The following is a 19,106-nucleotide window of genomic DNA, read 5'->3' as shown; positions in this document are numbered from 1 at the left end:
GGAAGTGAGCGACACAACGGTTAAAAAGGGGAAAAAATGGAGTGTCTTCGATATCGTCGCATTCGTAGTTCTGGGGCTTCTAGCACTAGTAACATTTTTCCCCTTCTATAATGTTCTTATTATCTCTGTTGCAAAGTTCGAAGCGATTAGTAAAAGTGACTTTTATATTTTTCCGCTTTCGTTTGACCTGTCTGCATACAAGCTGTTGCTTCAGGATATGAAGTTTTGGACTTCAATTTTAAATTCTGTCATTGTAACGGCGCTTGGCGTGTTGTTCAGCATGACGATCTCTGTAGCTGGAGCATACGCATTATCCAAGCGGGGCATGCCGGGAAGAAACATAATGCTTAGTTTGATCTTGTTCACTATGTTTTTTAATGGGGGTTTAATTCCCTTTTATCTAGTCGTTAAAGATCTAGGATTCGTAAACAATATATTCGTCATGATCATACCCGCCGGTCTCAATACGTTTTACCTGATCATTATGAAAAACTATTTCAATACGATTCCAGAAAGTTTGGAAGAGTCAGCTAAGCTGGATGGGGCAAATGATCTGTACATCCTTTACAAAATCATTATTCCAATCTCTGCCCCATTCATGGCAACCTTTGCTTTGTTCTATGCCGTGGAAAGATGGAATGAATGGTGGTACGCGTTGATCTTTATCAGTGATGCTGCAAAAGCACCGCTTCAAATTTATCTACGGGAGACACTCATTACTTCGAATTCCTTGCTAAGTCAAATGGCACAGACGATGGCCGAGCAGGAGCAGACGGGGAAGGTATACACACCTGCACTTCAAATGGCAGCAATTGTAGTTTCGAGTATTCCGATTATTGTTGTTTATCCGTTCCTGCAGAAGCATTTTAATAAAGGGATTATGGTAGGTTCGATAAAAGGATAAGAAAGATTTTAAATAGATTGATTCTATCCTAAAATAGTATAAAGGGAGGTTTCAAGCATGCTTAGAAAGAAAATGATGACACTGGCATTATGCATAACTTTATTGGCTTTGGTGCTCACAGCTTGCGGTGGAGGCAATAACGACAAAGGGCAGGCGGCATCAAATGGTGAAGGATCTCCAGATTCTTCTAATTCCACGGACACCCCTTACAAGGATCCAATGACCATTTCTCTTGGTTTCTGGGACGCGGATGCTGAAATTGCTAACATCGAAAAAGACCCAATCGCCAAACAAGTGTTGGAAAAGTTCAACATTACATTAAAACCTGTCAATATGACCTGGGATGACTATACCCAGAAGATTCAAATGTGGGCTGCTTCCGGTCAATTGCCTGATATTTTCGCGATCGACGCTGTGGGGACGCAATATCAGCGTAAATGGGTTGAACAAGGTGTTGTCAAAGCACTTCCGGAGCTTTCTAAGTACCCTAACCTTGCAAAATACTTCGAATCGCCGGACATTAAAGGTTTAGGTGTAGACGGAAAGTATTATACCGTTCCTCGCCGGATGTTCCCGAGTGTCGATTGGAGCGCACTGGATCGTATGGTGTTCTATCGATGGGATCTTGCTCAAAAAGCTGGTATCACAAAAGAACCTGAGACCTGGGAAGAGTTTGAAGCTATGCTTGATGCAATCGTGAAGTCGGATCCGGAAGGTAAGCATATTACCGGTCTTACGACGACAACTACCAAGATGCTGGGCGGATTCTTCTGGTTGTACGGTAACCCGGTTGCCACGAGTGATGGAAGCGGCAGTGACTTTAAATGGATCAAAGAGGATGGTAAGTTTATACCCGCTGTATTTTCGAAAAATGCGCTTCCAGCGTTGCAGAACATGAAGAATATGTACGAAAAAGGTTTGATCGATCCAGACATTGCGCTTGTTAAGCCGGCAGAGTCTTATGACAATTTCGTAGCAGGCAAAGCAGCTGCTCTTCTAAGCGGTGGCGGTTTTATAAATTTAAATAGCGATATGTATGAAAAACGCTGGAAAACAGCTTATCCGGATAAGGATATCATGGAGAGCATAAAGGCACTCAAGCCACTTATTGGACCTGATGGTGAACGCTCACATGCTATTTTTAAAACGTACTGGTCGGAAAGTTATTTCAGCAATAAAGTTGACGATAAAAAGATGGATCGCATCATGGCACTTTATGATTATGTGTTGTCTCCTGAAGGCAAGGACCTGTTGACTTATGGCATTGAAGGTGTCGATTACAAGATCGAAAATGGGCAGAAGGTTGTCATTGAAAAGGGTTCATTAAATGAGAAGTATCCAGCTAGCAGATTTCTAAAGAATTTGGTGGCTTATGAAACTTCAGATAGCTATAACATGGATAACCCGACGATCGCTAATGAAGGGATCCGCAAAGAAGCTGTCGATTATATCGATTGGATTCAGAATAATACGAAGGTTCCGGAATACGACATCCGGTTAACGTATATGTCCACCCCAACAAAGGATAAATTTACTGTGCTTGACCATGATGATCTGCTGAAGATTATGCTTTCCAAAGAACCCGTTGAAAGTTACTGGAATAACATTTTGAACGATTATAAGGCTAAAGGTCTTGATAAAATGATAGAAGAAGTAAATGCGAAGGCCAAAGAACAAGGTATTGAATAATTGATGGATAGAGAAGATCCGGGCTGAAACAGCCCGGATCTTCCGTTTAATGATTTGAAGAAGAATCAAGAATGTGCGGCGCTACTGATCGCATACTTATTATAAGATTAGGAGGGGAAAGTCTATGATTCATAGCATTCACTTGACAGGGTTAACCGAGAAACAGTTAGCAGCTGTTTCAGAAGTAGCGGGAATATTGAGTATTCGTATAGAACGGTCAGGGATTCCAGTGAATTGTAAGAAACAAGGAAAGGGCATTCGAATATCTTACGATGAGGTTCAGGTCACTATTACGTATGAACAGGAACATCAATTGATCAGGGCGCTCAGCCGATTTCTAGAGAATATACGTCGTGGTGAGAGAGTTGAAATTAATGAAATGCCGGTTTATGAACAGCTAGGATTCATGGTAGACTGCTCGCGAAATGCTGTTCTTAACCATGAAGGATATAAGGAATTGATTCGGCGATTAGCGCTTATGGGATATTCAACGGTTCAACTGTATACGGAAGACACCTACGAACTTGAGGGGTATCCTTATTTCGGTTATTTAAGAGGTCGATATACAGGGGAGCAAATTCGGGAGATGGACCAGTATGCCGCGCTATTTGGTATAGAATTGGTTCCTTGTATCCAGACGCTGGCTCATCTGGGCCAAGCATTGAAATGGCAAGCACATGCACCGCTAGTGGATTTCCAAGACATTCTCCTCATTGATGATCCGAGAACTTACGAGTTAATTGATCGAATGTTCGCTTTCATGGCAACTCATCTAAGTAGTCGCCGCATAAACATTGGGATGGACGAAGCGCATATGATGGGACTTGGTAAATATCTAGACAAGCATGGATACCAAGATCGATCCTCCTTGATGTTAAAACACTTTAGCACTGTTATGGAAATCGCCAGGAAATATGGTTTCCGTACGATGATGTGGAGCGACATGTTTTTCCGTCTGGCCAGTTCTGGAGAATATTACGATGCTGAAAGTCCAATCAGCCCCGATATTGTTAAGCTGATCCCTGAAGAAGTTACTTTGATCTATTGGGATTACTATTCGGAAACGCAGGAGAAATACGACGGAATGTTACGCAAACATAAGCAGCTGAATGATCATATCGGATTTGCAGGTGGGGCTTGGAAATGGATGGGCTTCGCTCCAAACAATGAATTCAGCCGCAAAGTCAGTCTGCTGGCTCATGATAGCTGTGTTAAGCATGGAATTCAAGAAGTGCTGATTACCGCATGGGGAGATAACGGTGCTGAAGCTTCCGTCTTCTCGGTTCTTCCTACCCTTCAACTTTGGGCGGAGCTGTGCTACACGGGATGTTTCGTGGAGAATCATGTCAAAGAAAGATTCAGTAGCTGCGTGCAAGGCAATTATGATGACTTTATGGCACTCGATGCAGCCAACCTGGTTCCAGGAAATTCGGCACCTGGGGGATGTTCTATCAATCCGGCTAAATACTTGCTTTATCAAGATATTTTGTGTGGTTTGTTCGATCGACATGTTATTCCTACCGTGTATTCGAAGCATTATCAGCAAAGTGCGAAAAAGCTCGAACAGGCGATCACTCGCAATTTGCCTTGGCAATCCTTATTCTCTGTACAAGCCAGCTTATGTCGCTTGCTTGAAATAAAGAGCGAAATAGGGATTTCCATACGTGATGCTTATCATCGAGGAAATGTTGAGGGATTGGCTCATTTTTCCAAGGTGACTTTGCCAAAATTATCAGATTTAGCCAGTCGATTTATGGATGATTATCGGGTGCAATGGGAGCTGGAAAATAAGGTGTTTGGTCTTGATGTTTTTGATCTTCGTATGGGAGGAATGCTTCAGAGGATTAGGACGGCTATTCATCGAATCAATAGTTATGCCGAAGGGAAAGTGGAACAGATAGCTGAATTAGAAGAAGAGCTACTGACGTTCGACGGTCTCGTTGACGATGACGGCCCAAGAGCGATAAGTGCGAATTTGTGGCACATGATCGCAACACCGTCCGTCATCGCAGGGGTATAAGAAGGGAGTGAGGTTATGACTGACACTAATCTGGAACATCAAAATGGCTCAAAACGGCCAAACCTTTTGCTTATCACAGTGGATCAGATGCGTTTTGATTGCCTGAGCATCATGGGACATCCCGTTGTTGAGACACCCAACCTGGATTCTCTTGCTTCAAGAGGGATATTATTTGAACACGCTTACTCAGCTACCCCCAGTTGTATTCCCGCCAGGGCTGCCATCATGACAGGAATGGGCCAAAGATCACATGGGCGGGTGGGGTATCAGGATAAGGTTGAATGGAATTACGCCTATACGATTGCCGGAGAGCTTGCACAAGCTGGTTATCATACGCAGTGTGTTGGCAAGATGCATGTGTATCCTGCACGTAATTTATGTGGATTCCATAATGTAGTGCTTCATGATGGATATCTTCATTACAATCGGGACAAGAGCCAAGTTATATATGATGAACACTATGATCAAGTGGATGATTATTTACAATGGCTGCGAAGACAAACCAATGCCAATTCGGATATCACTGACTTAGGCCTTGATTGCAACGCCTCAACGGTTGCCCGCCCCTGGCACTTGCCGGAAGCGATGCATCCCACGAATTGGTGCGTAACCGAGTCGCTAGACTTTTTGCGAAGAAGAGATCCTGGGAAACCATTTTTCCTATGGTCTTCCTTCGTTCGCCCGCATTCCCCATTGGATCCGCCACAATGTTATCTAGATATGTATAAGGACTTGGAATTTCCCGATCCTCCAGTTGGAGACTGGGTGGATGAGAGTGCCGCCTTCAACGGAGCTAAGGATCCAACCTCTTCGTTCACTCATTTGCCAAAGCGCAGATTGGATCGTGCCCGGGCCGCATATTATGCACTTATAACGCATCTTGACGACCAAATTGGGAGGTTAATCAATGGGCTGCAGGAATATGGAGTTTTAAATGAAACTTTGATTCTATTTACTTCTGATCATGGTGAGATGATGGGGGATCACCATTATTTCCGCAAGTCTCTTCCATATGAAGGGAGTGCTAAGATTCCTTTCTTAGTGTATGACCCGGGAGAAACGCTTGGACTTCTTCCAGGTACCCGGCTCGATTCTATTGTAGAACTTCGCGATATTATGCCAACGTTTCTTGAAGCTGCTGGCATCCAAATACCAGTTACAGTAGAAGGGCAAAGTGTGTTGCCACTGTGTAAGGGGGATCAGACAGTGTGGCGGTCTTATATTCATGGGGAGCAGGCCTATGGAGAAAAGTCGCACCACTTTTTAACGGATGGAAGAGAGAAATTCATTTGGTATTCTCAGACAGGCGAAGAGCAATACTTTAACCTAGTGACCGACCCCTTTGAGAAGGTTAATGCGATCGGATGTACCGATAATTTCGAGCGTATACATGAATGGAGAGATCGTCTTATTCACGAGCTGGAGGGACGAGAGGAAGGGTTTGTAAACAACGGAGAATTGATTGCCGGACGTCCAATTTCTCATATTCTAAAGGCATCTGAATTGGGAAAATGATCTAAACGAAGGGCAATCTGAACATTCAGGTTGTCCTTCGTCTGTTATGGAAATATTAAGGGGTTTAATAGGTGTTTTGATTTACCAGCTACTCCGGCGTTCTGGCAAAGGGTCCTGATCTTGAATCATTCGATGGACGAGCATTTCTACCATCGAATGACGAATTTTACTATAATCGGGATCTTCAAAACGATTGTGGTTTTCATGAGGATCCTCTTTTAGATCATATAATTCACCGTAGGTCTCTCCTGCAAAGATAACTAACTTATAACGTGTAGTGCGCAAACACTTAGCGTTTATGCCGCGATCATGAGCAATATAAGCGGTTAGGGCAGAATTACGTACATGGGACTCCCTGCCAGCTAGCACTTCCATCTGTGACACGCCTTGAATTCCGTAGGGGAATTTGAGACCTGCGGCTTCAAGCAGGGTAGGGACAATATCAACATGTTCCATCAAAGCAGACACCCGTTGCCCGGAAGCAATCCCAGGACCGCGTACGATCATCGGGATTCGTGTTAACCCTTCATAAAACCACGGCCCCTTGTAAATTAGTCCATGGTCACCGAGCAGTTCTCCATGATCGCTGGTAAAGAGGAGGACAACATCATCGTACATTTCTTTTTGACGCCAAGCTTTTATAATACGTCCGATCTGCTCATCAATGAAGGTAATCATCGCATAATAATTTCGAGTGAGCCGTTTCATATGCGCTTCATCAAGAGAATGCTCTTCACCGCCACCAGGCCAATATCCTCCCTGATTCTGACGCAGCAAATGTGGAGGACGAAGAAACACGTCGTCAGCTTCTCTGGTTGGAGACGGAATGTCAATGTCCGTGTACATATCCGTATAAACTTTTGGAGGGTCAAAGGGATGATGCGGATCAACGAAACTGGACCATAAGAATAACGGTTGCTCGGTTTTGTGGGCGAGGATAGCATCGATACTCCGTTCAGCAATCCAGTAAGTCTGATGCAGCTCCGGTGGAATTTCGCTCTCCCACACATCGTGTTGAGCATCGGAGGCTCTGAAACGGTCTTTACTGAATCGTTCTGCTACTTCCGGGTTGCGTTCCCTAAGCCACTCCATATATTCCCCGATACAATTGTCTTCAGTAATATGATGCTCATCAAATCCGTAGTACGTTCCATCGGAAGCTCTTCCGCGATCTCGATAAGCAGGATCTTCATATTCTTGTGAAAAGTCCTCCTTCATTTGTGGACGGAAGTGCATCTTTCCTATACCGATGGTTTTATAATCCGCTTTCTTTAAATGATCGCACAAGGTATGTTCGTCTTCTTTTAGTGTGGTACCGATGTTCCAAGCACCATGGACATGAGGGTACCTTCCAGTAAAAATGGAGGAACGTGAGGGCGTACAAACGGGGCTAGCGCAGTAAGCTCCAGTGAAGAGTGTGCCTTCCGAAGTAAGCTTGTCAAGCTCAGGTGTCAGTACGGAAGCATTCTCGATACCTAGTGCGTCCGCACGCATTTGATCTGTGGTAATTAACCAAATATGAGTTCTTTTTGACATCCGTAACCACCCCCCTATGGATATAGTGTATAGCATTACAAAAGCCTCTAGCAACCAATGAATTCTCCATATATTTCATTAGAATCGTCCATATGGGTTGCTATTTTTATTCCTTATAATGAGATAACCTATCTCAACGTTGGAGGAGAAATTTTATGCGGAAATTATCCATATCAGGGGATCATTTTATATTAGACGAACAACCTATCCGGTTGCTTTCTGGTGCGCTTCATTATTTCCGGATCGTTCCGGAATATTGGCAGGATCGTTTGCTGAAGCTGAAGGCTTGCGGATTGAATACTGTTGAAACCTATATTCCTTGGAATTTACACGAACCAGAGGAAGGGGACTTCAATTTCGCAGGCTTTGCTGACATCGAGGCTTTCGTTAAGCTCGCCGGAGAGCTCGGATTGCACGTGATTTTGCGGCCAAGTCCTTATATTTGTGCGGAGTGGGAATTTGGTGGATTGCCAGCTTGGTTACTTGCAGACGATAACATCCAACTGCGTTGTAATGATAAGGTTTATTTATCTAAGGTGGATGCCTACTTCGATGTGTTACTTCCAAGATTGCGACCTTTGTTAAGTACTAAAGGTGGACCTGTGCTCGCCCTTCAGGTAGAGAACGAATATGGAAGCTTTGGAAGTGATAAGACTTACCTGAAGTATCTGAGAGAAGGAATGATCGCCCGCGGCATGGATGTTCTGCTATTCACCTCAGATGGAGCTGAAGATCATATGCTCCAAGGCGGTATGATCGACGGAGTGTTCGCCACAGTAAATTTCGGTTCACGGGCAAAGGAAGCCTTTGCTAAATTACGTGAATATCAGCCTACGGGGCCGTTGATGTGCATGGAATTCTGGAATGGATGGTTTGACCACTGGATGAAACCGCATAATACCCGCCCCGAATCAGAAGTAGCGGAGACTTTGGATGAAATGCTGGCTCTAGGAGCCTCTGTTAACTTCTACATGTTTCATGGGGGGACGAATTTTGGATTTATGAATGGGGCAAATCTTTTTGACAAATATGAGCCCATCGTAACCAGCTACGATTATGATACACTGCTGGACGAATCTGGTAAGCCAACAGCAAAATTCTACGCAGCTCGAAAAATAATTGAGAAATACGTGACGTTGCCGCCACTGGAATTACCGCCGTTAATAAAGTCACAAGCTTATGGTAAAGTGTTGATGACAGAAGCAGCACCACTGTTCACTCAGTTAGACGTTTTGTCTCACCCAGAAAGTAGAGCATGTCCCGAGCCCATGGAGAAACTGGGTCAGGATTATGGATTTATCTTGTATTCAACGAAGATCAGTGGACCGCGTAGTCATGTGGAGCTCGTTCTTCAAGAAGTACGCGATCGTGCGCTTGTATTCGCGAATGGGGGCTTTGTCGGTACAGTTGAACGCTGGGATCCGAGAGGAATTTCACTAGAGATCCCGATTGAGGGACTGCAAATCGACATTCTTGTGGAGAACATGGGGCGTGTAAATTATGGCCCGCTGCTCCGTGATCCGAAAGGCATAACCTGTGGCGTTAGACTCGGCTATCAATTTTTGCATGATTGGACCATTCGTTCCTTGCCATTAACCGATCTTAAAGGATTATCATTCACTTCGATAGATTGCGAAGAACGTCAGCAGCCCACTTTCTATCGGGGGTGTTTTCAAGTTAGTAAGCCTGAGGATACTTTTTTGCGGCTGGACGGATGGAGTAAAGGTCAAGCTTTTATAAACGGCTTTAATTTAGGTCGCTACTGGGAGAAGGGTCCGACAAAAACGCTTTACATACCGGCACCGCTTCTGCGTCAAGGTGGGAACGAACTAATCTTGTTTGAATTGCATGGCGTATTGGAGCCAGTGGTTACTTTTGTAGATATACCAGAGTTCACATGATATTTAATGGGTGAATAAGTATCGTGATTCTATAGTATTGATCTGATGATTTTTAATATATAATCAAGACAATTGTCATTTCATTAAATTACCACTTGAAGTGAATGATTGAAGTTTTTTCAAGTCCGAAACTTTTTAGGAACTGAAAATGCACGATTAGGGTGGGTTAGAGGAGGATTTTAAATGAGCTATGATTTGATGGCGTTCGAGACGTCTAAAGCACCGCAAGAGAGAGCAGCGTTTATGAAGTGGTATGATCAGCAAGTGCAGTGGTCGGAAGACCGTGCCTATAGTGATCCATCAGTTTTATCGGAGGCGCTGCAACGCTTTTATAGTGAGTTGTCCGAGCAATTTCCAAATATGAATGTAGAGGATGAGATTTTTGAGGCGATGGAGGAGGCCGGAACGGATAACCGGTTGACTGACTACTCGCTTGGCACATCCGTCATCTATGCGGCGTTCGCGTATTCCGTAGCTGACGAAGCTTACACGGCGATGCGGGAGTTGGCTATAAAACACAAAGTAGGATTTTTTGATGTAAGCAGCAACGAAGGAGATATTATTTTTCCTTGAAGTAAAAATGATTTAGAGTGTAGACAGCTGGTCGCTCTTCTTGATGTTAATGAAGTGGCAACCAGCATGTTTCTAACATTACTTTTTTACTCTACTACAGACGGAATTATACAATCCTTAATCAGAGGCCACCGGTCACGAGGCTGAAGTGTGAATTCTGAGGCGATAGCTACGACAAGTTTTTTTTCTGGAATGCAGCAAATGACATTACCACCATCCCCTAAAGCTGAGTAAGTGTAAATCCCATCTTCTTCGCGTAGCCACCACAAATAACCATAATGATTAGGGTTCATCGCTGTTGAATCTTCAATCCATGTCTCCGAAATAATCTGATTGTTCTCCCATTTTCCGCGGTTCAAATATAATAAACCAAAGCGCGCCATATCGCGTGGAGACAACGTAAGTCCCCATCCTCCTGTGGTGATACGATTGGAGTCTTCCACCCATCCCTTCACATTTACCCCAAATAAATCATCAAACCCAAATGATTTCATCTCATAATCCGGGATTTCCGTCATACCGATCGGACTGAATAATTGCTCGTTACCAAATTCACGGGCACTTTTTCCTGTGCAACGAGTGATGATCTCCGACAGTAAGTGCGCCCCTGCGGTGGAATATTTAAAATCACCAACATTCCCTCGGTGGCCAAGGATATCAAGTGTGAATTTGACCCAGTCGGACGACCTACAGAGTTGCTCCAGTGGTTCATGCCAGTCTTCAAAAGCATAGGGAGCGGTCATGTTGAGCAAATGGCGTATCGTGATTTCTTGTTTTTGCGGGTGTGAAGCAACATCGTCGGGAACATAGTCAGGGAAAAAATCCAGCACCTTCTGATCAACATGCTTGATATATCCGGCATCAATGGCAATACCAATGAGGGCGGATAAGATGCTTTTCGTTACAGAAGCCACATGATGCAGATCATCCGGGCCATAGCCATTGAAGTATTGTTCATAGGCAATATATCCATTGCTCACCACTACAATTCCGTTTATATTACTATAGTCGGATTTAATCTTAGCTTCTAGTTCTGAAAGTTGTTCAGCATCCATTTTTAAGCTAGCCGGATCTGAAGTTTGCCAGTCTTTTGTAGGCCAGTAGTTTTTGTGCATATCGATAACTCCTTTAATCAAATTTTTATGTGATGATGAGTGCGGCTACGATCTTTTCTTAACTGGAAAATACACCTCAGTAACAAGATCCTCAGGATCAGTAGTTTGCGAGGGGTCTGTTATATATTTTTCATAGGGTGAGTTCACCATTTCATAACCTTCATTTTCTATCCATTCTGTGAGCTTCGCATAGACCGATGTCAATTCTGAATAAGGGCCTTTATAAACCGACCTCGCACATAGCTCCTCAGATAATTCTCTCGTTCCTTTTATATTCTCCTTAATAGGTAGGGCAAACTCTGTATCATTCCCGGCAGGATTATATTCTTGGCTGTGATAAATGGTTATTGGCGTGCCCTGCAAGGTCAGCTTTTCAGTGGCAATGGTTTCATACAGCTTGCTAAAATACTTACCATATCCGAGTGCATAATCATCACTGCTCAACATTTGACGCGTGAAAAGAATATGCATTGGTTTGGTTTCAACAAGCTGCACTTCTATCTTATTTAGGTAGGACATCATAGATATTCCATTCTCTAAATTTAGAACATCACTATTAATTTGCTTTAACGTATATTCGTAAGTTCGTAGTTTCTCTTGTATTTCTCTTTTTTTGAGATGAAGGACTGCACTAAGTTTCTCTTCAAACTGATCCTCCTCCCATCCCAGAATAGCTTTGATTTCTTCCAGAGAGAATTGATAAGATTTCAAACGGTTGATAAAGAGCATTTTTGATAGTTGTTTGATGGAATAATACCTATAACCGTTCTCAGGATTAATCTCATCGGGATGAATTAATCCGATTTCATCATAATACCGCAGCGTTTTGGTTGACACTTCGCATATCTTCGAGAATTCTCCTATAGAAAGCAACAATCTCATCTCCATTTCTTTAATATTTAATGTTCAATTCCACTATGCACCTTCCCCTAAGGGTAAAGTCAATAGCAAACTTTTGTATCCATTCCAAGGTAACGACTTCAAAAAAGCATCCCGAAAACCACATGAATATGATTTTTGAGGTGCTCTATTTTGTATTTGTTTTTGTATAAGAATTCTGTAAATCAGTATGGCTGCTCCGGCACGTGTGGAACAGGGGGACGGCATGAACTGCTGCTGAGCATCTCCTTTACTAAGATCTGCTGCTAATATGATCTCAATCCACGCTCTCGTATGGAGTGCGACGGAGGAGCAGCCAAAAGTATACGGATAAAGACAGCTGTCGGGAGTACGCTAAGGTGTCTTATTATTTTCTGATGGAAGTAACAAGACTTTTTTAAATTATGATTTATTCTAAGTTGAACAAGTGTTAATTAGTCACCTTGCCATCACTCCTCTGTTTATGTCGACGTTCTTCTCACAGATTGATTATTCGAGTCCATACATGATATGTTCAAGATAGAACATACGACTAGGAGGCTGCAGCTATGCTTGTACTGACAAATGCCCGAGTGATTCCTTGGGAAGCAGCACAGCAAACCGGAATTATTCCCATAGAATCGCCTTCGCTGGTGACCTGTACAGCCACGGTGAACTTCCACTATGGGCAGGTACATGGCGTTTTACTTAAAGGCCAGACCCTTTTCCTGTATCCCCCATGCTCCCTGGAGCTTATACATACTCCGGCTTCTGCCTTCACGATATATCATATTGGCTTACTGGAATACGGATTAACGAAAGAGACTCATGAGAAGCGTGTCTATGAACTTACCTCAGAGAACTTGCCTGCACATGGATCAAGGACTGGAACCAGTTCACAAGGGCTACGGATTCTTGCCATTATCCAGGAACTAACCGACAAACGTTCAGGCAGCATTCAGTCCAAAGAAGCCCGCTCCCATTTTCTGCTGAGTGAGTTGCTTGAGTTGTTCAAGCTGGCTGTTAAACCTGCCACAGAAATGGTAGACAGCGTAATTCGGGATGCTATTTACTATATCAATCATCACTATGGAGATCATATCACCCGGGAAGACATTGCCCGCATGACCGGATTTAACGCAAGCTATTTCTCTAGATTTTTTCAAAAACAGGTGGGACGCAGCTTCCAGGCTCATCTGACCCGAGTTCGGATAGATAAGGCAAAGCAATACCTCCTATCCACACAGGCCACATTGAATGATATTGCCTTGTTGGTAGGCTATGCTGACGGTCTATATTTAAGCCGCAAGTTTAAGCAATTCACCGGGATCAGCCCAAGTGAGTATCGATTACAGCCACGTGCGAGACGGATTGCAACCGTTCAGTATACAGGGGATCTGCTTGCCCTCGGCATTAAACCCGTGGCCGCTTCCTTCCTTCCTTGGGCCCTGTCTCCATTAATCCAGGATGAGTTGCATGACGTAATTGATCTGGATGAACATGGCGTGGAAGAAATGCTACGCGCTGAACCGATTGATTTAATCATCGCACCGGATTATCTGTACTACTTGCCGCACAAGCTCGAACAACTTGAACGTATATCCCAGGTCATTGTTCTCCCTTGGAACCAACTGGGTCGACTCGAGACTGTTCGTCTGATTGGCCGAATTGTAGGACGAGAACAGGCAGCCGAGGATTGGATCGAACATTACATAACACGGGCCAGAACCGAATCTGATCGACTAAAAGATTTTATTAAACCTGGTGAAACAGTTGGTCTATATGAGCTGTGGGAAGACGGCACCATTTGTATCTGGAATGCAACCGCTAGAGCAGCCTATAACGTGTATTATGGACTTCATCTTACTCCCCAGCCTAACATCCTCCGGGATGTTCTGGAACCTGACAATCATCAATACATCGAAGAAGATCAATTGGCAGAATATGCAGCAGATCATATGTTTCTTGTTCTTCCGGCACATGAAGGTGGCCTGTATCACGATTCACCAGATACACTTAGCGAGCGCCCGGGCTGGCGCAAGATTATGAATAACGGAAATCGTCGCATATACCCTCTCCAGCTGGAGCAATTCTGGTGTAATGATGCCTTGTCTCTGGAGAAGCAACTTGAACTTATGGTAGATATCCTGATTCGGGAGAATAGTGTTAAGGCTAGGTAACATTTGTCCATATGGAATTGGTCACATTTTGAGATGGACGATAATTGTGTACAAAAGCTAAGATACATAGGAGGTTTAATTGAGAAAGATAATCATTATTGATTGGGGAGAAGCAGAATGACAGGGGTTAAATCAAAATGGTCGGCCGGGCTCATGATCCTTTTACTCGTAATAGGAATTATTGGCTGCTCAGGCCAAGCGGAAGAAACAACAGAAAATAAAACTTCCGCTCCTGCCGTAACAGAAGAACAACCAGAGACCAGCGCACCAGCAACACAGGTCATATCGACAGTTAACGGAGATGTTAAAATTCCCGTAAATCCTCAACGTATCGTTACGCAAGGTTACCTTGCTGATTTTCTGGCACTTGGCGTCAAGCCTGTAGGCGCGCCAGATTATGAGCTGGAAAGCCCATATGTGCTTGATCATATTGAGGGCGTGGCAGACATTGGCCGGATTGACGGGGGATCAGTTGAGAAAATTTTGGCATTACAGCCTGACCTGATCGTTACTGTCGGTGGAGATGAGAAACTGAATGAGCAATATCGTAAAATCGCACCAACACTCATCATCCCTTACGGAACATACGACAATGTCCATGAAGAAATCACGGCTTTTGGTGAAATCTTGAACAAACAGATGGAAGCCAAAGATTGGTTATCCCAATTCGAAGTAAAAGTGCAGGCCGCCAAGGAGTCTATTCAAGGACTAGTCGAGGAAGGTACAACCTTCTCCAACTTCAGTCTGTTCGGCAAAGAATGGTATATCAACGGGGATGGTGTCAATCGCGGTGGACAGGCCATCTATCAACAGCTCGGACTGAAAGCACCAGCCATTGTACAGAAAGAGCTCATTAATCAGGATAAAGATACCGTAGCGATATCCGAGGAAAAGCTTGCAGATTACGCAGGTGACTATATCTTTTTGGATTTGTCTAACGGAGGTTCACTGGATGAAGTTTCAGCAGTTTGGTCATCCCTGGATGCCGTGAAGAACAATCGCGTGTTCAAGCTTGATGGAGAACGCTTCTGGCCCTATGATCCACTTGCCGTGGAAGCACAGGTTCAGGAAATTGCAGATATGATTAAGGAACGTTTCGGTAAAACAGAGAACTAAAGTTTAATTCCTCTTGTCCGATATACAGAGAAAAAGAAAGCCATTCAGAGATTCCTCTGAATGGCTTTCTTTTTTGGTAAGTTAAAGAAAGAACTGATAACCATTTTTCAGATCATATAGCACACTGAAAATGTTTTGTCTCGTCGTATTCTCTATACAGAAGTTAAGTAGACTATTTACGGACAGTACCGCAGCTATTAAGGCTATTTTGATCATTAAATCTTATGAGCATAAATGAGGTGGCTTTGAGCAAATAGCTGCAACTGAGTCCGATAACATGGCGAAATCCAAAGAATTCAGCAAAAAAAGGTCACCTGAGTCCGAACGACTTGCTTGTAACAAGCTATAGAGCATAATATAGCATAGTCCCATAGACCGAGTAATCACTTAATACTAATCGGTAATAGCTAACCAAGATTCCAATGAATTGTCGAAACATGAAGGAAAACAGAAAATTTTATAGAATTATTTTATCGTGATATATCATTTATCTTATATTCTACTGATATTCTATTTATTCCAAGTGTTGCACGATGCCCCAAGCGTTTGCTGCAGCTTTACTTCTCCATAGAAAAGGGGCCTACGATGCTCAAAAGGACGTTACTTATTTATTTAATCGCTTTCATCTCGATAGCAACAATACCGCTATCCGTTTTTATAGACAACGATCGGCATGCGAATCACCTGCAAGTTCAGAAGGGTAGTATGGATCTTTCAACGTGGGATTACCAAGAACAAGAGATTATCAAACTAGATGGTGAGTGGGAATTTTATTGGAACCAGTTGCTAACGCCTGAGCATTTTATAGGAGCAAACACAGAAAAACCAGTTCCTTCAGCATGGATGGAGGTCCCTTCACAGTGGAATGGCAAAGTGATTGATGGGGAACCATTACCTAAATTTGGTTCTGCTACTTATCGGATGGTGCTGAAAAATGTACCTGTAAACGGTGTATTTGCCATAAAAAAAACGAACATCCGCTTTTCAAGTGCGATATATGCGAATGGACATCTACTGATTGAGGATGGAAAGCCAGCTATGAGTACAGCCGATTACAAGTCGGGGAATATTCCGCAGGTTGGGCTGTTTTCATCTGAAAAGGGTGATGTTGAGATCATCATTCAAGTGTCTAATTATGAATATGTAAATGCAGGCATTCCCGTATCTCTGACTTTTGGCGAAGAAGCCGCGATGATGGAGAACCAGCAGAAGAGTATGGCTCGTGAATTTAGCACAGTTGCAATTTTGGGAACGTTATCCCTTATTTTTGTTATCTGCTTTGTAGCGGCTGCGTTATACCGTAAGAAGGACTACTCCTTATTAGTGTTTGCTATTATTTGTTTGGTGCTCGCGATTTATCATGGATTGATTGGAGAACGTTCGCTGTTACTGTTTTTCCCAAACCTTTCGTTTATTGTCTTATACAAAGTGAAAGATATTACCTCCATATCGGGTTTTATTGTTCTGGCTATATTTTTCTACCAAATGCAGAAAAGCATAATCTCTTTAAAACTTGCGCAAGCCGTAACGATTATACTAGGCAGCTTTATAATTCTGGTAGTGATTCTGCCTATTCGTACTTATACGGTCTTCTCTTCGTATGTGATTTTTGTATATGAATTGATGTTAATTTGGATGTTGTTTAGAGTGGCTCTCTTGTATATTAGAAGCGCAGAAGTAAATCGGATCAAATCGTTGCTGCTGTTCTTGGCGATTCTTGCTATTAATCTGTACTCCATAGACATTATTCTGTTTGCGCTTTCGATGAAAGAGAATCTTTGGCTTGGACAGTTCTACATTGTTGCTTTTAATATCATTATGATCGTACTAATTGTTCTCCGTTTTTTCGAGGCTTATCATACGATAGACGAAATGAAAAACCAGCTAATTGGATTGGACAAAATTAAAGATGAGTTTCTCTCCAACACCTCTCATGAGCTGAAAACACCATTGAATGCCATAGTGAATATTACCGCTACACTTCTTAATGGGGTTGAAGGTCCAGTTACCGACAGGCAAGCGCAGAATCTAGCGATCGTTTTGGGAAGTGGCAGAAGATTAACTTATATGGTAAACGAATTGCTCGATTATTCTAAAATGAAGCATGGAGATATCACATTATATAAAAGCACGTTAGATCTGAAAGCTGTAGTTGATTCTGTCATCGGTATTCATTCGTTCCTGCTCGGAGAAAAGTCGATCCTGCTCATAAACAGTGTTGCTCCAGATTTCCCTACGGTGCATGCGGATGGCAATCGGCTGATTCAGATTTTGCACAACTTGGTAGATAATGCGATTAAATTTACGGAGCAAGGTGAAATACATATTAGTGCAAGAGCTATGCATGAATGGGTTGAAGTTCGTGTAGCAGATATGGGAATTGGAATTGCACCGGATATGCAAAAACGTATTTTTATGGCCTATGAGCAGGTGGACGAAGCTGAAATCCATAGTCATGGTGGAACAGGTCTTGGACTCAGCATTACCAAAAAGTTAGTGGAGTTACATGGTGGGAACATTAGAGTGGAATCTAATATAGGTAAAGGTTCGGTTTTTATTTTTACCCTTCCACGCTGGGAGAAGTTATCTAATCAAATCACGGGTCCAATGGTTGAAAAGACACTTCCTTATAGAGAGGTTGTCTTCCCTCGTCAGGAGTACCCCGTATATATTAAAGGTAAAATCAATGAACCGATCTTGGTCGTGGACGATGATTTTGCTAACCTTCAATCGATGATCAACTTGTTCAAGCTAGAGGGATATCCCATTGTTGTCGTGAACCGCGGGCAGCTGGCACTCGATGAGCTATCGAAGAATTCAGACTTTTTCCTGGTTGTTCTGGACATTACAATGCCTGATATTTCTGGCTATGAGGTGCTGCAAAAGATCAGAGAAAGGTTCACTGCCTTTGAGCTCCCTGTATTAATGTTAACGGCGAAAAACAGACTTACCGATATGAAATTGTCCATGGACAAAGGGGCAAATGATTATGTGGGGAAACCGTTTGAAGCGGAGGAGCTAATGGCGCGAGTGAAAAGTCTGACCCGATTGAGAGCTTCCGTGAAAATGGCAAAAGATGCCGAAATCGCCTTTTTACGTTCTCAGATTAAACCTCATTTCTTGTATAATGCCCTGAATTCAATTGCTGCATTATGTGTGGAAGAACCTGAGCAGGCTGAGGAATTAACACTGGAGCTATCACAGTATTTGAGAAGTAGCTTTGATTTCAAACAGTTGGATTCGTTAACGACCCTGGAGAGTGAGCTAGAACTGGTTAAAGCTTACGTTAATATTGAAAAAGTGCGCTTTGGTTCGAGATTACAAGTCCAATATGATATAACCGCAAATTCAGATAGCCGGATTCCTCCACTGATCTTACAACCATTAGTGGAAAATGCTATAAGACATGGACTGATGTCCAATTTACGCGGAGGAAAGGTCACTATAGCTGTGAAAGAGTCGTCGGATCTTGCTGTGGTCAGCTTTGTTGTAGAAGATGATGGATGTGGAATGAGCGAACACAAGCTGAAGGAGATCATGCGATCAGATGTAGATAAAAGAGGCGTAGGGCTGTGGAATATCAGTCAGCGCATCAAACTTCTTTATGGAAAAAGTGTTTGTATTGAAAGTGTTGAAGGAAAAGGTACACGGGTTTCTTTTGACATCCCCAAACAGCATAGCAAGCGGGTAGGAGGTTGA

The 19,106-nt window shown here is 43.1% G+C and carries 12 protein-coding genes; 9 read left to right on the top strand and 3 right to left on the bottom strand.

Annotated elements, in window-relative coordinates; translation table 11 throughout:
• The first annotated feature begins 4 nt into the window (after positions 1–4).
• The 4 genes from MHB64_RS17920 (at position 5) to MHB64_RS17905 (ending at position 6,128) form a co-directional block, all read left to right on the top strand.
• Positions 5–904, top strand: coding sequence for a carbohydrate ABC transporter permease (locus MHB64_RS17920; RefSeq protein ID WP_094868840.1), 900 nt, complete (start codon positions 5–7; stop codon positions 902–904).
• A 57-nt stretch (positions 905–961) separates the two neighbouring features.
• Positions 962–2,593: an extracellular solute-binding protein gene (locus tag MHB64_RS17915; protein WP_094868841.1), complete on the top strand. Its 1,632-nt coding sequence runs from the start codon at positions 962–964 to the stop codon at positions 2,591–2,593.
• A gap of 124 nt (positions 2,594–2,717) precedes the next feature.
• A complete protein-coding gene (locus MHB64_RS17910) occupies positions 2,718–4,613 on the top strand; it encodes a family 20 glycosylhydrolase (RefSeq protein WP_341135054.1) in 1,896 nt (631 codons plus the stop codon).
• 15 nt (positions 4,614–4,628) lie between these two features.
• Positions 4,629–6,128: an arylsulfatase gene (locus MHB64_RS17905; RefSeq protein ID WP_341135053.1), complete on the top strand. Its 1,500-nt coding sequence runs from the start codon at positions 4,629–4,631 to the stop codon at positions 6,126–6,128.
• Positions 6,129–6,209: 81 nt separating this feature from the next.
• On the opposite strand, the gene MHB64_RS17900 is transcribed toward MHB64_RS17905, so the two are convergent.
• Positions 6,210–7,664: a sulfatase-like hydrolase/transferase gene (locus tag MHB64_RS17900; RefSeq protein WP_341135052.1), complete on the bottom strand. Its 1,455-nt coding sequence runs from the start codon at positions 7,662–7,664 to the stop codon at positions 6,210–6,212.
• A 155-nt stretch (positions 7,665–7,819) separates the two neighbouring features.
• Here MHB64_RS17900 and MHB64_RS17895 point away from each other — a divergent pair, with 155 nt between their 5' ends.
• Together MHB64_RS17895 and MHB64_RS17890 are read left to right on the top strand one after the other, a co-directional pair.
• Entirely contained in the window at positions 7,820–9,565 is a 1,746-nt protein-coding gene (locus MHB64_RS17895; RefSeq protein ID WP_094868845.1) for a glycoside hydrolase family 35 protein, read from the top strand.
• Positions 9,566–9,748: 183 nt separating this feature from the next.
• Entirely contained in the window at positions 9,749–10,138 is a 390-nt protein-coding gene (locus MHB64_RS17890; protein ID WP_341135051.1) for a hypothetical protein, read from the top strand.
• Positions 10,139–10,224: 86 nt separating this feature from the next.
• On the opposite strand, the gene MHB64_RS17885 is transcribed toward MHB64_RS17890, so the two are convergent.
• Both MHB64_RS17885 and MHB64_RS17880 read right to left on the bottom strand, forming a co-directional pair.
• Positions 10,225–11,253, bottom strand: a complete 1,029-nt coding sequence (locus MHB64_RS17885; protein ID WP_341135050.1) for a serine hydrolase domain-containing protein — start codon at positions 11,251–11,253, stop codon at positions 10,225–10,227.
• A 45-nt stretch (positions 11,254–11,298) separates the two neighbouring features.
• Positions 11,299–12,126, bottom strand: coding sequence for a MerR family transcriptional regulator (locus tag MHB64_RS17880; protein WP_341136091.1), 828 nt, complete (start codon positions 12,124–12,126; stop codon positions 11,299–11,301).
• Positions 12,127–12,680: 554 nt separating this feature from the next.
• Here MHB64_RS17880 and MHB64_RS17875 point away from each other — a divergent pair.
• From MHB64_RS17875 to MHB64_RS17865, 3 genes are all read left to right on the top strand, one after another.
• On the top strand, positions 12,681–14,291 hold the full coding sequence (locus MHB64_RS17875; protein WP_094868849.1) for a helix-turn-helix domain-containing protein: 1,611 nt from the start codon (positions 12,681–12,683) through the stop codon (positions 14,289–14,291).
• Positions 14,292–14,408: 117 nt separating this feature from the next.
• Positions 14,409–15,407 (top strand): ABC transporter substrate-binding protein, encoded by a 999-nt coding sequence (locus tag MHB64_RS17870; protein WP_341135049.1) that lies wholly within the window; start codon positions 14,409–14,411, stop codon positions 15,405–15,407.
• Between the two features lie 585 nt (positions 15,408–15,992).
• The gene (locus tag MHB64_RS17865; RefSeq protein WP_094875222.1) at positions 15,993–19,106 is read left to right on the top strand and encodes a hybrid sensor histidine kinase/response regulator; all 3,114 of its coding nucleotides are present in this window, start codon (positions 15,993–15,995) and stop codon (positions 19,104–19,106) included.

Source organism: Paenibacillus sp. FSL K6-2859 (genome assembly GCF_038008265.1).
GTDB classification, from domain to species: domain Bacteria; phylum Bacillota; class Bacilli; order Paenibacillales; family Paenibacillaceae; genus Paenibacillus_AQ; species Paenibacillus_AQ nitricinens.
The sequence above is the reverse complement of the archived record's forward strand: the minus strand, read 5'-3'. Positions and strand labels throughout refer to the sequence as shown.

Coding starts and splice junctions, on each gene's coding strand:
- MHB64_RS17915 (WP_094868841.1), top strand. CDS start 962: ATGCTTAGAAAGAAAATGATGACACTGGCATTATGCATAACTTTATTG.
- MHB64_RS17910 (WP_341135054.1), top strand. CDS start 2,718: ATGATTCATAGCATTCACTTGACAGGGTTAACCGAGAAACAGTTAGCA.
- MHB64_RS17905 (WP_341135053.1), top strand. CDS start 4,629: ATGACTGACACTAATCTGGAACATCAAAATGGCTCAAAACGGCCAAAC.
- MHB64_RS17900 (WP_341135052.1), bottom strand. CDS start 7,664: ATGTCAAAAAGAACTCATATTTGGTTAATTACCACAGATCAAATGCGT.
- MHB64_RS17895 (WP_094868845.1), top strand. CDS start 7,820: ATGCGGAAATTATCCATATCAGGGGATCATTTTATATTAGACGAACAA.
- MHB64_RS17890 (WP_341135051.1), top strand. CDS start 9,749: ATGAGCTATGATTTGATGGCGTTCGAGACGTCTAAAGCACCGCAAGAG.
- MHB64_RS17885 (WP_341135050.1), bottom strand. CDS start 11,253: ATGCACAAAAACTACTGGCCTACAAAAGACTGGCAAACTTCAGATCCG.
- MHB64_RS17875 (WP_094868849.1), top strand. CDS start 12,681: ATGCTTGTACTGACAAATGCCCGAGTGATTCCTTGGGAAGCAGCACAG.
- MHB64_RS17870 (WP_341135049.1), top strand. CDS start 14,409: ATGACAGGGGTTAAATCAAAATGGTCGGCCGGGCTCATGATCCTTTTA.
- MHB64_RS17865 (WP_094875222.1), top strand. CDS start 15,993: ATGCTCAAAAGGACGTTACTTATTTATTTAATCGCTTTCATCTCGATA.